The organism is Streptomyces sp. NBC_00820, assembly GCF_036347055.1.
Lineage (GTDB): Bacteria > Actinomycetota > Actinomycetes > Streptomycetales > Streptomycetaceae > Streptomyces.
Genome location: NZ_CP108882.1, coordinates 3,753,151 through 3,769,009, shown reverse-complemented (window position 1 = coordinate 3,769,009; position 15,859 = coordinate 3,753,151). Strand labels below are relative to the sequence as shown.

The 15,859-nt window shown below is 73.0% G+C and carries 15 protein-coding genes; 13 read left to right on the top strand and 2 right to left on the bottom strand.

The window, feature by feature from the left end:
- Positions 1 to 34 precede the first annotated feature (34 nt).
- The gene (locus OIB37_RS17005) at positions 35 to 232 is read right to left on the bottom strand and encodes a hypothetical protein (RefSeq protein WP_330458451.1); all 198 of its coding nucleotides are present in this window, start codon (positions 230 to 232) and stop codon (positions 35 to 37) included.
- Positions 233 to 414: 182 nt separating this feature from the next.
- Here OIB37_RS17005 and OIB37_RS17000 point away from each other — a divergent pair, with 182 nt between their 5' ends.
- From OIB37_RS17000 to OIB37_RS16970, 7 genes are all read left to right on the top strand, one after another.
- Positions 415 to 1,440 (top strand): helix-turn-helix transcriptional regulator, encoded by a 1,026-nt coding sequence (locus OIB37_RS17000; protein WP_330458450.1) that lies wholly within the window; start codon positions 415 to 417, stop codon positions 1,438 to 1,440.
- A 245-nt stretch (positions 1,441 to 1,685) separates the two neighbouring features.
- On the top strand, positions 1,686 to 2,177 hold the full coding sequence (locus OIB37_RS16995) for a hypothetical protein (protein WP_330458449.1): 492 nt from the start codon (positions 1,686 to 1,688) through the stop codon (positions 2,175 to 2,177).
- A gap of 109 nt (positions 2,178 to 2,286) precedes the next feature.
- The gene (locus OIB37_RS16990) at positions 2,287 to 2,481 is read left to right on the top strand and encodes a hypothetical protein (RefSeq protein ID WP_330458448.1); all 195 of its coding nucleotides are present in this window, start codon (positions 2,287 to 2,289) and stop codon (positions 2,479 to 2,481) included.
- A 106-nt stretch (positions 2,482 to 2,587) separates the two neighbouring features.
- Positions 2,588 to 2,782, top strand: a complete 195-nt coding sequence (locus OIB37_RS16985) for a hypothetical protein (RefSeq protein WP_330458448.1) — start codon at positions 2,588 to 2,590, stop codon at positions 2,780 to 2,782.
- Positions 2,783 to 2,988: 206 nt separating this feature from the next.
- Entirely contained in the window at positions 2,989 to 3,858 is an 870-nt protein-coding gene (locus tag OIB37_RS16980; RefSeq protein WP_330458447.1) for a JmjC domain-containing protein, read from the top strand.
- Between the two features lie 75 nt (positions 3,859 to 3,933).
- Positions 3,934 to 4,806 carry a JmjC domain-containing protein gene (locus OIB37_RS16975; protein WP_330458446.1) on the top strand — a complete coding sequence of 291 codons (873 nt, stop codon included), beginning with the start codon at positions 3,934 to 3,936 and terminating at the stop codon, positions 4,804 to 4,806.
- A 172-nt stretch (positions 4,807 to 4,978) separates the two neighbouring features.
- Entirely contained in the window at positions 4,979 to 5,971 is a 993-nt protein-coding gene (locus OIB37_RS16970) for an EamA family transporter (RefSeq protein WP_443058277.1), read from the top strand.
- A 34-nt stretch (positions 5,972 to 6,005) separates the two neighbouring features.
- On the opposite strand, the gene OIB37_RS16965 is transcribed toward OIB37_RS16970, so the two are convergent.
- Positions 6,006 to 6,749 (bottom strand): class I SAM-dependent DNA methyltransferase, encoded by a 744-nt coding sequence (locus tag OIB37_RS16965; protein ID WP_330458444.1) that lies wholly within the window; start codon positions 6,747 to 6,749, stop codon positions 6,006 to 6,008.
- Positions 6,750 to 6,998: 249 nt separating this feature from the next.
- Here OIB37_RS16965 and OIB37_RS16960 point away from each other — a divergent pair, with 249 nt between their 5' ends.
- The 6 genes from OIB37_RS16960 to OIB37_RS16935 are packed head-to-tail and all read left to right on the top strand — an operon-like array spanning position 6,999 to position 15,835.
- Complete coding sequence (locus tag OIB37_RS16960; RefSeq protein ID WP_330458443.1) at positions 6,999 to 7,793, top strand: TIGR03084 family metal-binding protein; 795 nt, start codon at positions 6,999 to 7,001, stop codon at positions 7,791 to 7,793.
- A complete protein-coding gene (locus tag OIB37_RS16955; protein ID WP_330458442.1) occupies positions 7,790 to 9,523 on the top strand; it encodes an acyclic terpene utilization AtuA family protein in 1,734 nt (577 codons plus the stop codon). The genes OIB37_RS16960 and OIB37_RS16955 overlap by 4 nt, the downstream gene beginning before the upstream one ends.
- A gap of 31 nt (positions 9,524 to 9,554) precedes the next feature.
- Positions 9,555 to 11,153: an acyl-CoA carboxylase subunit beta gene (locus tag OIB37_RS16950; RefSeq protein WP_330458441.1), complete on the top strand. Its 1,599-nt coding sequence runs from the start codon at positions 9,555 to 9,557 to the stop codon at positions 11,151 to 11,153.
- Positions 11,154 to 11,158: 5 nt separating this feature from the next.
- Positions 11,159 to 13,012 (top strand): acetyl/propionyl/methylcrotonyl-CoA carboxylase subunit alpha, encoded by a 1,854-nt coding sequence (locus OIB37_RS16945; protein WP_330458440.1) that lies wholly within the window; start codon positions 11,159 to 11,161, stop codon positions 13,010 to 13,012.
- Positions 13,013 to 13,066: 54 nt separating this feature from the next.
- Positions 13,067 to 14,227, top strand: a complete 1,161-nt coding sequence (locus OIB37_RS16940) for an acyl-CoA dehydrogenase family protein (protein ID WP_330458439.1) — start codon at positions 13,067 to 13,069, stop codon at positions 14,225 to 14,227.
- Between the two features lie 39 nt (positions 14,228 to 14,266).
- Positions 14,267 to 15,835, top strand: a complete 1,569-nt coding sequence (locus OIB37_RS16935) for a 4-coumarate--CoA ligase family protein (protein WP_330458438.1) — start codon at positions 14,267 to 14,269, stop codon at positions 15,833 to 15,835.
- Positions 15,836 to 15,859 lie beyond the last annotated feature (24 nt).

The window sequence follows — 15,859 nt, the reverse complement described above, 5'->3', positions numbered from 1 at the left end:
CGTACGACGAGGTGGTGGCGGTCGCGGGCGGTTCTCACGACAGGGGCTTGCAGAGCGGGAGGTCGCAGCTCCCGCCCCAGGCGGTGTCCCCGTACACGCTCACCTGGCCGTCCTCTCCGGCCGCGGTGCTCGTCCGGCCGACCCGGCCGTCCTGCCCGGCGGCGGACAGGACGGAGGCCGTGCCACCCAGCAGGGCGGCGAGCAGGGCGGCGAGGGCGAGCGAGCGCTTCATGTGACGTCCTCCAGGACGAAGACCAGCACGGATACGGGTGGTGTCCAGCCGCTGGAGCCGGACCCGGAAGTGATCCGTATCGCGCCGGCGGCGTGCACCTAGCATGTCGACAGGGGGAGGCGGAATTCCATGCCGTGCCCACCTCACCAACTTCGCTGGCAGCAAGATGACTGGGGGACAAAGTGGGCATCTCGTTCGACGTTCCGGGTCAGGCGGCGGATGCCGTTCCCGACCCTGTCGACGCCGCGGCCTATGCCTGGGTGGTGGAGCACGGCCGGATGGACCCCGACGCCCTCGCCGCCCACCTCGACCGGCTCGGGCTCGACCCGCGGGCCGCCGAGGAGGCCCTGGCCAGGCTGGCCGGCTGGCACCTCATCCACCCCGACACGCAGGACCCGACCCGGATGCACGCGCGGGAGCCGCAGGCCGCCGCCAACGCCGCCTGCGCCCCGATCGAGGCCCGGATAGCCCACTTCCAGGAGGAGATGGCGCGGAGCCGGGCCCGAATGGCCGCCTTCCTGCCCCACTATCTCGACGCCGCCCGCGGTCAGGCGCCCGGGCAGGGAGTGGAGGTCATCACCCACCTGCCCGAGGTGCGCGCCGCGCTGGAACGCGCGTCCGCCGAGTGCACCAGCGAGGTGCTGGCCAGCCAGCCGGGCGGCTCCCGAGTTCCCGAGGCCATGCAGGAGGCGCTGCGCCGCGACCACGCGCTGCTCTCCCGGGGAGTGCGGATGCGCACCCTCTACCACCACACGGCGCGTTTCAACGGCCCCAGTCAGGCCTACGTGGAGGCGGCGTCCGAGCTGGGCGCCGAGTACCGCACCGCTCACCAGCTGTTCGGCCGCCTCATCGTCTTCGACCGCGAGACGGCCTTCGTCCCGCTCAGCGACGGGTCCTGGGGCGCGGTGGTGGTACGGCAGGAAGCCCTGGTGGCCTATCTGTGCGAGGTCTTCGAGCAGACCTGGGCGCTGGCGCAGCCGTTCATCTCGGCCGCGGAGGAGGGTCTGGAGCTGGTCGCCCAGGAGATCGACCGCACCATCATCCGTCTGCTGGCGGCCGGCCTGAAGGACGAGGCGATCGCCCGCCGGGTGGGCCTGTCCCTGCGCACGGCGCGCCGCCACATCGCCGACATCATGGAACAGCTCGGCGCCGAGAGCCGCTTCCAGGCCGGAGCCGCCGCGATGCGGGCCGGACTGCTGGACGACTGAGTCCCACGCCCCCCGCTCGACCGCCTCGCTCCCTCCACCCGGCCGCCTCGGTTCCCCCGGGCGCCTTGCTCTCCCCCACCCGGGCGCCTCGCTCCCGTACCCGGGTCCGCGTGTCACGCGCGTCCGTGACCGCGGCCCCGGTACCCGCCTTTCGTGACTTTCCGTCACCGGCCCGCCGCCGCAGGATTGGTACCAAGCGAACGGGAGATCCGGCGCAGAGCGGGACGAGAGCGGAGGTGACGGCCATGCAGTGGGAACAGGTACCCGGCGAACCGAGCGGGCCCGGCGACCAGATGCGTGAACTGGCCGGCTTCATCCGCGCTCATCTCGGCCGCGGGCCGGCGCTGCTGTGGACGGACTACGAACCTCCCGTCGGCAGTGACCCGGCACCCCAGGAGGTGGCGACCGCCCTGGCCCACGCGCTGCGCCCGCTGCTCGACCGAACGGTGCGCATCACGTCCTCTGCCCCCGGACGCGAGCGTGGACAGGGCGGCCAGCCGCGGCCGGCCGGTCACGACGTACTGCTGCTCCAGCGCCGGGCCGCGAGCGATGTCCTGCTCGCCCAGCCGTCCAACCCCGGCTACCGGTCGACGGCCATGCGGCTGCGCGGCGGGCAGTGTCTGCTGCTGCCCCGCCAGTGGAGCTACACCCTGGACCGGCGGCCCGCCGTACGGCCCGTGGTCCTGCACCTCTCACCCGGCGACTCCGACATCCCGGTGCGTCGCCGGCCGCGCTGAGCGCACCCCCCGAAACTCCGGTGCCCGATCCGCCGTCCGGCGATCCCGGGTGTCCGGCCGATCCACCCTGCCCTTCCGTAACTCACCATCAGAAGAACGAGGTTGAACCATGGACATCGAGACCACCAAGCTTGCCGCCGCCGTTCGTCGTGCGGGTCTGTCCGTCGCGGTGGCCGCGGCCATCGGCGGGGCGGTCTTCGGCCCGGCCGCCGCGGCGCAGGCCGCTCCGCACGCCGCCACCACCGCGACCTCCGGGACGGTCACCCCCGACGGCTGCGGCGACTGCTACCCCGACGTCATCTGACCCGATTCCCCATCCGTGTGCCCGGTCGGCCGTCCGGCTGTCCCGGATGACCGGCAGATCCACCCTGCCCTTCCGTAACTCACCATCAGAAGAACGAGGTTGAACCATGGACATCGAGACCACCAAGCTTGCCGCCGCCGTTCGTCGTGCGGGTCTGTCCGTCGCGGTGGCCGCGGCCATCGGCGGGGCGGTCTTCGGCCCGGCCGCCGCGGCGCAGGCCGCTCCGCACGCCGCCACCACCGCGACCTCCGGGACGGTCACCCCCGACGGCTGCGGCGACTGCTACCCCGACGTCATCTGATCCACCCGGGCACCCGGGGCCGCCGGCCGGACCGGCCGGCGGCCCCGCCCCTCGACCACAGCGCGCCCCCTGACCGCGGCGCCCCTCGACCACGGCGCGCCCATCTCGACCGCGGTGCGCCCCCTCTGACCGCAACGCCCTCCGGTCGCGCCGAGTCCGCGGCCGTGCGTGACACCACCCCTACGAGACAAGCGAGTTGACGGATCATGGACTGGCTCGAACGGTGCATCCCGGACCCCGACCACTTTCTGCGCACCCAGTGGCGCCAGGGGCCCGTGCTGCTGCGGCCCGACAATCCGCCCACGGAGGTCCTGACCCCGGACGACCTGGGCGAGCTGATCGACGCCGGACACCTGCGCACCCCGTACGCCGGACTGTTCACCGCCGCCGGCGCCGTACCGGAGGACCGCTACTGCCCGCCCCGGATCGTCGCGGGCCGCCCGCTGCACGGCTGCCTGGACCCGCAGCGAGTGCGGGACCTGATCCGCGACGAGAACGCCACACTCCAACTGCGCTACCTCAACCACTGGTACCCCAAGGTCCGCGAGCTGGCCGACGGTCTGGGCGAGAGGCTGGAACGCCTCACCGAGGTCTTCATGTTCTACTCCCAGCCCCAGCGGCGCGGACCCGTCCACCGCGACGACGGCGACATCCTCGTCCTGCAGCTGGCCGGCGCCAAACACTGGCAGGTGTACGCCGGCCCCACCGACGCCTCCTGGCAGCCCGTGCGCGAGGAGGATCCCGGCCCCGTCCTGCTGGACACCGTGGTCCGCGCGGGCGAGCTCCTGTACGTGCCCAACGGGTACGCCCACACCGCCTGGGCCACCGACGAAGGGCCGTCCCTGCACCTGACCGTCACGCTGCGCGAGGCCGGCGCCGGCCATCTGCGCGCCCAGCTGGCCTCGGTGCTCGCCGAGGGCCTGGAGCTGCCCGCCCGGCCTCTCGACGAGGCCGACCTGACCCGCACCGCCGCCGACCTGCTGGGGCACCTGGGCGCCCGGCTCGCCGCCACGACCCCCGCCGAGCTGGTGGCCGCCGCCCGGCGCAGCGCCTTCAGCAGCCGCCCCGCGGCCTGACCTCGTCATCCTCCCGGCCGGACACCTCGCCGTCCCGGCCCGAACCAGCCCGCACCGGGCGGAGAGCGACCCACCATGACCGACAACTGGCTGCGCCGCTGCGTGGCGGACGAAGACGCGTTCCTCAAGGACCTGTGGCGCAACCGGCCCGCCGTGCTGCGCCCCGACGATCCGCCGGTGGAGGTGCTGTCCGTCGCCGACGTCGAGCACCTGCTGGACCACGGCCTGCTGAAGGTCCCGTACATCGGCCTGGTCCAGAAGGACGCCCACCTGCCCAGCAGCCGTTTCTGCCGGCCGCGTGTGGTGCTCGGTGAGGTGCAGGGGGATTACGCCGACGGACGGGACGTGCGCGCCCTGATCCGCGAGGAGCAGGCCACCGTTCTGCTGCGCTACGTCGACCAGTGGCACCAGGGCGTGCGTGCCCTCGCCCGCGGCCTGGGCGGCCGGCTGGGCCGTCAGGTCGAGGCGTTCTTCTTCCTCACGCCGCCCGGTACCCAGGGACGCCCCGTCCACCGGGACGACGCCGACGTGCTCGCCATCCAGATCAGCGGCGCCAAGCGCTGGCGGGTGCACGGCGGCCCCGCGGACGGCAACTGGGTGCCCGACCGCGAGGACGGCGACGTCGGTGAGCCCCTGCTCGACACGGTCCTGCATCCCGGCGAGGTCCTGTACATCCCCCGCGGCTTCGCGCACAGCGCGCGCTCCGTCGGCGGCGAGCCCTCGGCCCATCTCTCGCTCACCATCCGGGAAGTGGCCACGGCCAACCTCTACGCCCTCGCCCAGGCACTGCTGACCGAGGGTACGGAGCTGCCGGGGCGCCCCCTCGACGACGAGGCGCTGCACGCGGCCGCCGGCGACCTGCTCACCGGCGCCCGCGCCATGCTGGAGATGCTGACGCCGGCCGACCTGATCGAGTACACCCGGGCGGCGATACGCCAGGACGCCTGAGCGGGCGCCTGAGCGGGCGCCTGACCGGGCGCCTGACCGGGCGGCTGGCAGGGCGGTGTCCAGAGCGTGGACGCCTTGTCCGGCACGGCTTCCCACTCCAGGTGGAGTCCATTACTCTGGACTGAAAGGTGCAGTGTGATGAATGCAGCCTGAGTCGACCCTGGAAGGCCTCGTGAACCTCCCCAGCACCGCCCCCTCGTCCCCGGCCTCCTCCGCGGCCTCGTCCCCGGCCTCCACCCCGGCCTCGCCCGGTGCGGCTCCGGGGGCGTCCGCGGCGAGCGGCGCGTCGAGCCGTCGGAGCACGCTGGGGCCCGTCGGGCTGGTGCTGGCCGGCGGGATCTCGGTGCAGTTCGGCGGGGCGCTCGCGGTGACGCTGATGCCGCGGGCCGGCGCGCTGGGTGTGGTGACCCTGCGGCTCGTGGCGGCTGCCGTGGTCCTCCTCGTGGTCTGCCGCCCGCGCCTGCGCGGCTACTCGCGCACCGACTGGGGCACGGTCCTCGCCTTCGGCGTCACCATGGGCGCGATGAACGGCCTGTTCTACGAGGCGGTCGCCCGCATCGCGCTCGGCCCCGCGGTCACCCTCGAAGTCCTGGGCCCGCTGACCCTCTCCGTCCTCGCCTCGCGCCGCGCGATCAACGCGCTGTGGGCCGGGCTGGCCCTCGGGGGCGTCTTCCTGCTGGGCGGCGGAGGCTTCAGCGATCTCGACCCCATAGGTGCCGCTTTCGCCCTGGGGGCGGGCTCCATGTGGGCGGCGTACATCGTTTTCAGCGCCCGTACGGGGCGCCGGTTCCCCCAGGCGGACGGCCTGGCCATCGCCATGGCGGTGGCGGCCCTCCTCTTCCTCCCCCTGGGCATCGCCGAGTCCGGCACCCGCCTGCTGAACCCCACCACCGCCGCTCTCGGCTCGGCGGTGGCCCTGCTCTCCTCGGTACTGCCCTACACCCTCGAACTCCTCGCCCTGCGCCGCCTGCCCGCGTCCACCTTCGCCGTCCTCATGAGCCTGGAACCGGCCATCGCGGCCACCGCGGGCTTCCTGATCCTCGGCCAGGCCCTGTCCCCGACGGAGGCCGCCGCGATCACCCTGGTCATCGCGGCGAGCATCGGCGCGGTGCGCACCCAGGTGGGCAGGGGCAAGGCGCCGGCGCAGGCCGTCCCCGAGGCCTGACCGCACCCCTGGGCCCGACCGCCCGCCGCGAGGCTCAGGCGGCGGGCTTCTCCCACACGGACACGTGCTGCCGGCTCTCGCTCGTGAACGGCTCCCGGCTCCAGCCGTCCCACCGCTCGCGCGGCCGCAGCCCCGCCAGCCGGGCCATCAGGTCCAGCTCGGCGGGCCACACGTACCGGAACGGCACGGTCAGATACGTGGCGCGGCCGTCCTCGGGCACCCGCACATGGTGCGAACTCATCGCCTGCGTCGCCACGTCGTACAGATCGAACCCGAGCCGCCCGTCCTCCACCCGGAACGGCACCGCGTCCTGCCCGGGCGGCAGCCGGCGCAGATCCGGCACGACGACCTCGACGACGAAGCAGCCGCCGGGTTCCAGATGGTCCGCGGCGTTGCGGAAGCACTCCACCTGGGTGTCCTGCGAGGTCAGGTTCATGATCGTGTTGAACACCAGGTAGGCGACCGAGAAGGAGCCGTCGACCCTCGTCGTCGCGAAGTCCCCGATCGTCACCCCGACCGCGTCCCCGCCCGGCTTGGCCCGCAGCCGCTCCACCATCGCCCGGGACATGTCGATCCCGTGCACCTCGATCCCACGCCGCGCCAGCGGCAACGCGATCCGCCCGGTCCCGACCCCCAGCTCCAGCGCCCGCCCGCCCCCGGCCAGTTCGGCCAGCAGATCGACCGCCGGCCCCACGACGCCCGCCTCGAACATCTCCGCCGACGACGCGTCGTACCCCGCCGCCACCGCTTCCCCGAAATACCCGTCTTCATCGGCCACCGGCCGACGGTACTGCGGCAGCGACACCCGGTGCACGCGATTTCACTGCCCGCCACGACGAGGACGATGGCGACCAGACGCACTGCATTACGAGCAGCCGGCAGCCGGCAGCCGGCAGCCGGCAGCCGGCAGCCAGCAGCCAACAGAGGAGCACGAAGTCATGCCGCCCAGACAGTGACCGCGTGCGTTCTCGGCCATATTCATGCAAGCACGCTTGATTGTTTTTGGGTCCGCTGCCATGCTCCCGACATGGCAGACCCGACGCCCGTCATCGACGACCTGCGTGCCGAGAGTGATGAACTCGACCTTCTGGTGGCCGAGTTGAGTGCGGAGCAGTGGGCGCTTCCCACGGCCGCGCCCGGCTGGAGTGTCGCTCATCAGATCGCGCACCTCGCCTGGACCGACCGTTCGGCGGTGTTGTCCGTCACCGATACCGACGGCTTCCGGGTGCTGGTGGAGAAGGCGCTCGCGGCGCCCGGCTCGTTCGTGGACGAGGGGGCCGAGGAGGGGGCGCGACTGGCGCCCGCCGAGTTGCTGTCCGCGTGGCGCGAGGGGCGTGCCGCGCTCGACCGGGCCCTGCGCGACGCACCGGCCGGGGCCCGTTTCCCCTGGTACGGCCCGCCCATGTCCGCCGCCTCCATGGCCACCGCTCGCCTCATGGAGACCTGGGCCCATGGAATCGACGTCGCCGAGGCTCTGGGTGTGGTGCGGGCACCTGCCGACCGGCTTCGGCATGTGGTCCGACTCGGGGTGCGCACCCGCGACTTCGCCTACGGGGTGCACGGGCTCACGCCTCCGGGTGAGGAGTTCCGCGTCGAACTGACCGCGCCGTCGGGCGAGGTGTGGGCCCACGGCCCGTCCGACGCCCCGCAGCGCGTCACCGGCCCCGCCCTCGACTTCTGCCTCCTGGTCACCCAGCGCGCCCACCGTGCCGACCTCGGCCTGACCGCCGTGGGCCCGGACGCCGACCGCTGGCTCGACATCGCCCAGGCCTTCGCGGGCCCGCCCGGCAGCGGGCGCGAGCCGAAGGGGGGCGGGCGGTGACGGCCGCCGGACCCCTGCGCGTCGGCAACTTCTCCGGCTTCTACGGCGACCGCGCCGACGCCCTGCGCGAGATGCTCACCGGCGGCGAGGTCGACGTCCTCACCGGCGACTACCTCGCCGAACTCACCATGCTCATCCTCGGCCGCGACCGCCTGAAGGACCCGGCCGCCGGATACGCCCGCACCTTCCCGCGCCAGCTGGAGGACACCCTCGGCCTCGCCCACGAACGCGGGGTGCGGATCGTCACCAACGCGGGCGGTCTCAACCCGGCCGGACTCGCCGCTGCCGTAAGGCAGTTGGCCGACCGGCTCGGGATACCCGTGCGGGTCGCGCACGTCGAGGGCGACGACATCTGCGCCGCACACCCGGGCGCCCTCGCCGCCCACGCCTACCTCGGCGGCTTCGGCATCGCCGAATGCCTGCGGGCCGGCGCCGACATCGTGATCACCGGCCGCGTCACCGACGCGGCCCTAGTCACCGGCCCCGCCGCCGCCCACTTCGGCTGGGGGCCGCAGGAGTACGACCGTCTCGCCGGTGCCGTCGTCGCCGGACACGTGCTGGAGTGCGGCACCCAGGCGACCGGTGGCAACTACGCGTTCTTCCAGGAAGGCGACGTCCGCCGTCCCGGCTTCCCGCTCGCCGAGATCCACGCCGACGGCAGCAGCGTCCTCACCAAACACCCCGGCACCGGCGGCTTCGTCGACGTCGGCACGGTCACCGCCCAGCTGCTCTACGAGACCGGCGGCGCCCGCTACCTCGGACCCGACGTCACCGCCCGGCTGGACACCGTACGGCTCAGCCAGGACGGCCCCGACCGGGTCAGGATCGAGGGGGTGCGCGGGGAGGCGCCCCCGCCCACCCTCAAGGCCGGACTCAACCGGCTCGGCGGGTTCCGCAACGAGGTCACCTTCGTCCTCACCGGACTCGACGTCGAGGGCAAGGCGGGCCTGGTGCGGGCGCAGATGGAGGACGCCCTCGCGAAGTCCCCGCCCGCCGAGGTCCGCTGGGACCTGATCCGTACCGACCGCCCCGACGCCGGCACCGAGGAGACCGCGAGCGCCCTGCTGCGGCTCGTCGTACGGGACCCCGACCAGCAGGCCGTCGGGCGGGCGCTGAGCGGCGCGGCGATCGAGCTGGCCCTGGCGAGCTATCCCGGGTTCCATGTGCTCGCGCCACCGGGAAAGGGCGCGCCCTATGGGGTCTTCGAGGATGTGTACATCCCCCATGGCGCCGTCGACCATGTGGCCGTCCTCCATGACGGCCGCCGGGTACCTGTGGCACCGGCCCACGGGACAGCCGTACCCGACGACCTACCCCCGGCCCCGCTCCCAGCTGAGATCTCAGCCGAGATCCGAGCCACGCTCCCGGCCGAGCTCCCCACCCCGCTCCCGCCCGGCCCCACCCGCCGTGCCCCCCTCGGCCTGCTCGCCGGAGCCCGCAGCGGGGACAAGGGCGGCAACGCCAACGTCGGCGTGTGGGTGCGCTCCGACGAGGCCTGGCGGTGGCTCGCCCACGAGCTGACCACCGAGAGGTTCCGGGAGCTGATCCCCGAGGCCCGGGACCTGCCCGTCACCCGCCACGTACTGCCGAACCTCCGCGCCCTGAACTTCGTGGTGGAGGGCATCCTCGGCGCGGGCGTGGCGGCCCAGCACCGCTTCGACCCGCAGGCCAAGGCCCTCGGCGAATGGCTCCGCTCCCGCCACCTGGACATCCCGGCGGCCCTGCTGTGACCGCCCCGAAGCTCATCCCGGAGGCTCTGCTGTGACGGTTCTTCCCTCCGCCCTGGACACCGCGAGCGCCGACTACCAGGCCAACCGCGAGACCCTGCTCGCCAAGCTCGCCGACCTGGAGACCGAGCACGCCAAGGCCCTCGCGGGCGGCGGTGAGAAGTACGTGGCCCGGCACCGCGGACGCGGCAAACTCCTCGCCCGCGAGCGGATCGAGCTGCTGCTCGACCCCGACACCCCCTTCCTGGAGCTGTCCCCGCTGGCCGCCTATGGCAGTGACTATCCGGTCGGTGCCTCCGTGGTCACCGGGATCGGCGTGGTCGAGGGCGTGGAGTGCCTGATCACCGCCAACGACCCGACCGTGCGCGGCGGCGCCAGCAACCCCTGGACGCTGAAGAAGTCCCTGCGCGCCAACGACATCGCGCTCGCCAATCGGCTGCCCGTCATCAGCCTGGTCGAGTCCGGCGGCGCCGACCTGCCCTCGCAGAAGGAGATCTTCATCCCCGGCGGGGCGATCTTCCGCGACCTCACCCGGCTCTCGGCCGCCGGCATCCCGACCGTCGCCGTCGTCTTCGGCAACTCCACCGCCGGCGGCGCGTACGTCCCCGGCATGTCCGACCACGTGATCATGGTCAAGGAGCGGGCGAAGGTGTTCCTCGGCGGCCCGCCGCTGGTGAGGATGGCGACCGGGGAGGAGAGCGACGACGAGTCGCTGGGCGGCGCCGAGATGCACGCGCGCGTGTCGGGCCTCGCCGACTACCTCGCCGTGGACGAGCGGGACGCGTTGCGGCAGGCGCGGCGCGTCGTCGCCCGCATCAACCACCGCAAGGCGTACGGCGATCCGGGCCCGGCCGAGCCGCCCAAGTACGACCCGGAGGAACTCCTCGGCATCGTCCCCGGCGACCTGAAGACCCCCTTCGACCCGCGCGAGATCGTCGCCCGGCTCGTCGACGGCTCCGACTTCGACGAGTTCAAGCCGCTGTACGGCACGAGCCTGGTCACCGGCTGGGCCGCCCTGCACGGCTACCCGGTCGGCATCATCGCCAACGCCCAGGGCGTGCTGTTCAGCGCCGAGTCGCAGAAGGCCGCCCAGTTCATCCAGCTCGCCAACCAGCGCGACATCCCGCTGCTCTTCCTGCACAACACCACCGGCTACATGGTCGGCAAGGAGTACGAGCAGGGCGGGATCATCAAGCACGGCGCGATGATGATCAACGCCGTCTCCAACTCGAAGGTCCCCCACCTCTCCGTCCTCATGGGCGCCTCCTACGGCGCCGGCCACTACGGCATGTGCGGCCGCGCCTACGACCCCCGCTTCCTGTTCGCCTGGCCCAGCGCCAAGTCGGCCGTCATGGGCCCGCAGCAGCTCGCGGGCGTGCTCTCCATCGTGGCCCGGCAGTCGGCGGCGGCGAAGGGGCTGCCGTACGACGAGGACGCGGACGCCGCCCTGCGCGCGATGGTGGAGCAGCAGATCGAGTCCGAGTCGCTGCCGATGTTCCTGTCCGGGCGGCTGTACGACGACGGCGTCATCGACCCCCGCGACACCCGCACCGTCCTCGGCCTGTGCCTGTCCGCCCTCCACACCGCCCCCTACGAGGGCGCCCGTGGCGGCTTCGGCGTCTTCCGGATGTGAGACTCATGATTTCGACTCTGCTGGTCGCCAACCGGGGCGAGATCGCCTGCCGGATCTTCCGCACCTGTGCAGAGCTGGGCATCCGCACGGTCGCCGTGCACGCGGACGCGGACGAGGGCGCGCTCCACACCCGCCTGGCCGACACGGCCGTACGGCTGCCCGGGTCGACCCCGGCCGAGACGTACCTGCGCGGCGACCTGATCGTGAAGGCGGCCCAGGACGCCGGCGCGGACGCCGTCCACCCCGGGTACGGCTTCCTCTCCGAGAACGCCGAGTTCGCCCGCGCCGTCCTCGACGCCGGTCTGGTCTGGATCGGGCCGCCGCCGGAGGCGATCGAGGCGATGGCGTCCAAGACCCGCGCCAAGGAACTGATGGGCCTCGCCCCCCTTCGCGAGGACGAGGTCACCGAGGCCGACCTGCCGGTGCTGGTGAAGGCGGCCGCGGGCGGCGGCGGGCGCGGGATGCGGATCGTGCGCCGCCTGGAAGAACTGCCGGACGCCCTGGAGGGCGCGCGCGCCGAGGCCGCGAGCGCCTTCGGCGACGGCGAGGTCTTCGTCGAGCCGTACATCGAGCGGGGCCGTCACGTCGAGGTGCAGATCCTCGCCGACACCCACGGCACCGTCCGTACCCTCGGCACTCGCGACTGTTCCCTCCAGCGCCGCCACCAGAAGGTGGTCGAGGAGGCCCCGGCGCCGGGACTGTCCCCGGAACTCACGGAGAAGCTGCTGGAGTTGGCGGTACGGGCCGCCCGTGCGGTGTCCTACACCGGTGCCGGGACGGTCGAGTTCCTGGTCGCCGACGGCACTCCGCACTTCCTGGAGATGAACACCCGCCTCCAGGTCGAACACCCCGTCACCGAAGCCGTGTTCGGCGTCGACCTGGTCGCCGAGCAGATCCGCGTCGCCGAGGGCCACGCCCTCCCCGCGGAGCCTCCCCGGGCGCACGGCCACGCCGTCGAGGCCCGCCTGTACGCCGAGGACCCGGCCAACAGCTGGGCCCCGCAGGCCGGCGCCCTGCACCGCCTCGCCGTTCCCGACGGCGTCCGTCTCGACACCGGCTACGCCGACGGCGACACCGTCGGCGTCCACTACGACGCCATGCTCGCCAAGGTCGTCGCCCACGCTCCCACGCGCGCGGAGGCGGTCCGCAGGCTCGCGGGCGCGCTGGAGCGGGCCGCGCTGCACGGCCCGCTCACCAACCGCGATCTGCTCGTCCGCTCCCTGCGGCACGAGGAGTTCACGGCCGCCCGCATGGACACCGGCTTCTACGACCGCCACCTCGCCGTACTCACGGAAGCAGCCCCCGACCCCTACGCCCCCCTCGCCGCGGCCCTGGCCGACGCCCACGGCCGCTCGCGCTTCGGCGGCTGGCGCAACGTGCCGTCCCAGCCGCAGACCAAGCGCTACGAGATGGCGGGGGAGGAGCACGAGGTCCACTACCGGCACACCAGGGAGGGCCTCGCGGCCGACGGGGTGCGGGTGGTGCGCGCCGGCGCCGATCTCGTCGTACTCGAAGTGGACGGCGTACAGCGGAGGTTCGAGGTCACCCGCCACGGCGACCGCGTCCACGTCAACGCCACCACCCTCACCGCCCTGCCCCGCTTCCCCGACCCCACCGCCCAACTCGCCCCCGGCTCCCTCCTGGCCCCGATGCCCGGCACGGTCGTCCGCATAGCCGACGGCCTGACCGAGGGCGCCGAGGTCCGGGCGGGCCAGCCCCTGATCTGGCTGGAGGCGATGAAGATGCAGCACCGGATCACCGCCCCGGCCGACGGCATGCTGACAGCTCTCCCGGTGGCCCCTGGACAGCAAGTGGAGGTGGGGACGCTCTTGGCGGTGGTCGAGAGCAACCAACCTTAGGGGCGCGGGGAACTGCGCGACCAGCCACCCATAACCCGCACCCGGAGGAATCGCATGACCACCCTCATCGAATCCGAAGAACACAAGGCCCTCCGCGCTGCGGTGAGCGCCCTCGGCAAACGCTACGGCCGTGATTACGTCACCCGCACCATCGCCGAGGGGCGACCCCTCACCGAACTCTGGTCCGAGGCCGGCAAGCTCGGCTACCTCGGCGTCAACCTTCCGGAGGAGTACGGCGGCGGGGGTGGCGGAATCGCGGAACTCTCCATAGTGCTGGAGGAGTTGGGAGCCACCGGCGCACCCCTCCTCATGATGATCGTCTCCCCGGCCATCGTCGGCACGGTCATCGCCCGCTTCGGCACCGACGAGCAGAAGCGCACCTGGCTGCCCGGCCTCGCCGACGGAACCCGCACCATGGCCTTCGGCATCACCGAGCCCGACGCCGGATCCAACTCCCACCGCATCACCACCACCGCCCGCAGGGACGGCGCCGACTGGCTGCTGAGCGGCCGCAAGGTGTTCGTCTCCGGCGTGGACCAGGCGGACGCCACCCTCATCGTCGGCCGCACCGAGGACGCCCGCACCGGCACCCTCAAGCCGTGCCTGTTCATCGTCCCGCGCGACGCGGAGGGCTTCTCCCGCAACCCCATCGACATGGAGATCACCGCCGCCGAGAAGCAGTTCGAGCTGGTCCTGGACGACGTACGGCTGCCCGCCGAGGCGCTCGTCGGCGACGAAGACGCGGGTCTGCTGCAGTTGTTCGCCGGGCTCAACCCCGAGCGGATCATGACGGCCGCGTTCGCGATCGGCATGGGTCGCTACGCCCTCGCCAAAGCGGTCGAGTACGCCCGCGAACGCACCGTCTGGCGGACCCCCATCGGCGCCCACCAGGCCATCGCGCACCCCCTCGCCCAGGCGCACATCGACCTGGAGCTGGCCCGGCTGATGATGCAGAAGGCGGCCCACCTGTACGACGCCGGGGACGACGCCGGCGCGGGCGAGGCCGCCAACATGGCCAAGTACGCGGCCGGAGAGGCCTGCGTGAAGGCGGTCGACCAGGCCGTGCACACCCTCGGCGGCAACGGCCTCACCCGCGAGTTCGGGCTCGCCTCGCTGATAACGGGCGCGCGCGTGGCTCGTATCGCCCCGGTGAGCCGGGAGATGATTCTCAACTACGTCTCCCACCAGACCCTGGGCCTGCCCAAGTCGTACTAGTCCGTCGCCGTCAGGCCGGCGCGGCCGCTTGGAGGAACCGTGTTCCGCAGTGCGTACGCAGACGTTCCGCCCATAGAACTCCCCATCCATGAGGTCGTGCTGGGCCGCGCCGCCGGGTTCGGCGACCTGCCCGCCCTCATCGACGGCACGGACGGCACCACCCTCACGTACAGGCAACTGGACCGGTTCCACCGGCGGCTGGCCGCAGCGCTCGCCGAGGCCGGACTGCGCAAGGGCGACGTACTCGCCCTGCACAGCCCCAACTCGATAGCCTTCCCGACCGTGTTCTACGCGGCCACGCGCGCGGGCGCCTGCGTCACCACCGCGCACCCGCTCGCCACGCCGGAGGAGTTCGCGGGGCAGCTCCGCGACAGCGGCGCCCGCTGGATCGTCACCGTCTCCCCGCTGCTGGACTCGGCCCGCCGGGCGTCCGAACTCGCGGGCGGAGTACGGGAGATCATCGTGTGCGACGGCGCCCCCGGACACCGCTCCCTGCCCGACCTGCTCGCCTCCACCGCGCCCGAACCCCAGGTGGACATCGACCCGGCCGAGGACACGGCCGCGCTGCCGTACTCCTCCGGAACCACCGGCACCCCCAAGGGCGTGATGCTCACCCACCGGCAGATCGCCACCAACCTCGCCCAGCTCGAACCCTGCGTCCCCTCCGGACCCGGCGTCCGCGTCCTGGCCGTTCTGCCGCTCTTCCACATCTACGGCCTCACCGCCCTGATGAACGCGCCCCTGCGGCAGGGCGCCACGGTGGTCGTCCTGCCCCGCTTCGACCTGGAGACCTTCCTCGCGGCCATCGAGACCCACCGCATCACCGACCTGTACGTCGCCCCGCCGATCGTCCTCGCCCTCGCCAAGCACCCCGCGGTCGCCCGCTACGACCTCTCGTCCCTCAAGCACGTCATCAGCGCCGCCGCACCCCTGGACGCCGCCCTCGCCGCCGCCTGCGCCGAGCGGCTCGGCCTGCCCCCGATCGGCCAGGCCTACGGCATGACGGAACTCTCGCCCGGCACCCACGTCGTACCGCTCGACGCCCTGGGCGAGGCACCCGCCGGCACGGTCGGCAGGCTCATCGCCGGCACCGAGATGCGGATCGTCGCCCTGGACGACCCCGGCAAGGACCTCGGATGCGGCGAACCGGGCGAGATCCTGATCCGGGGCCCGCAGGTCATGAAGGGCTACCTCGGCCGCCCCGACGCCACCGCCGCGATGATCGACGCCGACGGCTGGCTGCACACCGGCGACGTCGGCCATGCCGACGCCGACGGCTGGCTGTACGTCGTCGACCGGGTCAAGGAGCTGATCAAGTACAAGGGGTTCCAGGTGGCCCCCGCCGAACTGGAGGCCCTGCTGCTCACCCACCCCGGCATCGCCGACGCCGCCGTGGTCGGCTCCTACAACGAGGACGGCAACGAGGTCCCGCACGCCTTCGTCGTCCGCCAGCCGGCCGCCGCCGGCCTGAGCGAGAACGAGATCATGCTCTACGTCGCCGAGCGCGTCGCCCCCTACAAACGCGTCCGCCGGATCACCTTCACCGACACCGTCCCCCGCGCGGCCTCCGGCAAGATCCTGCGCCGGCAGCTCAGGGAGCAGGCATGACCGCGCCGAGCCGCCACCCGGCCC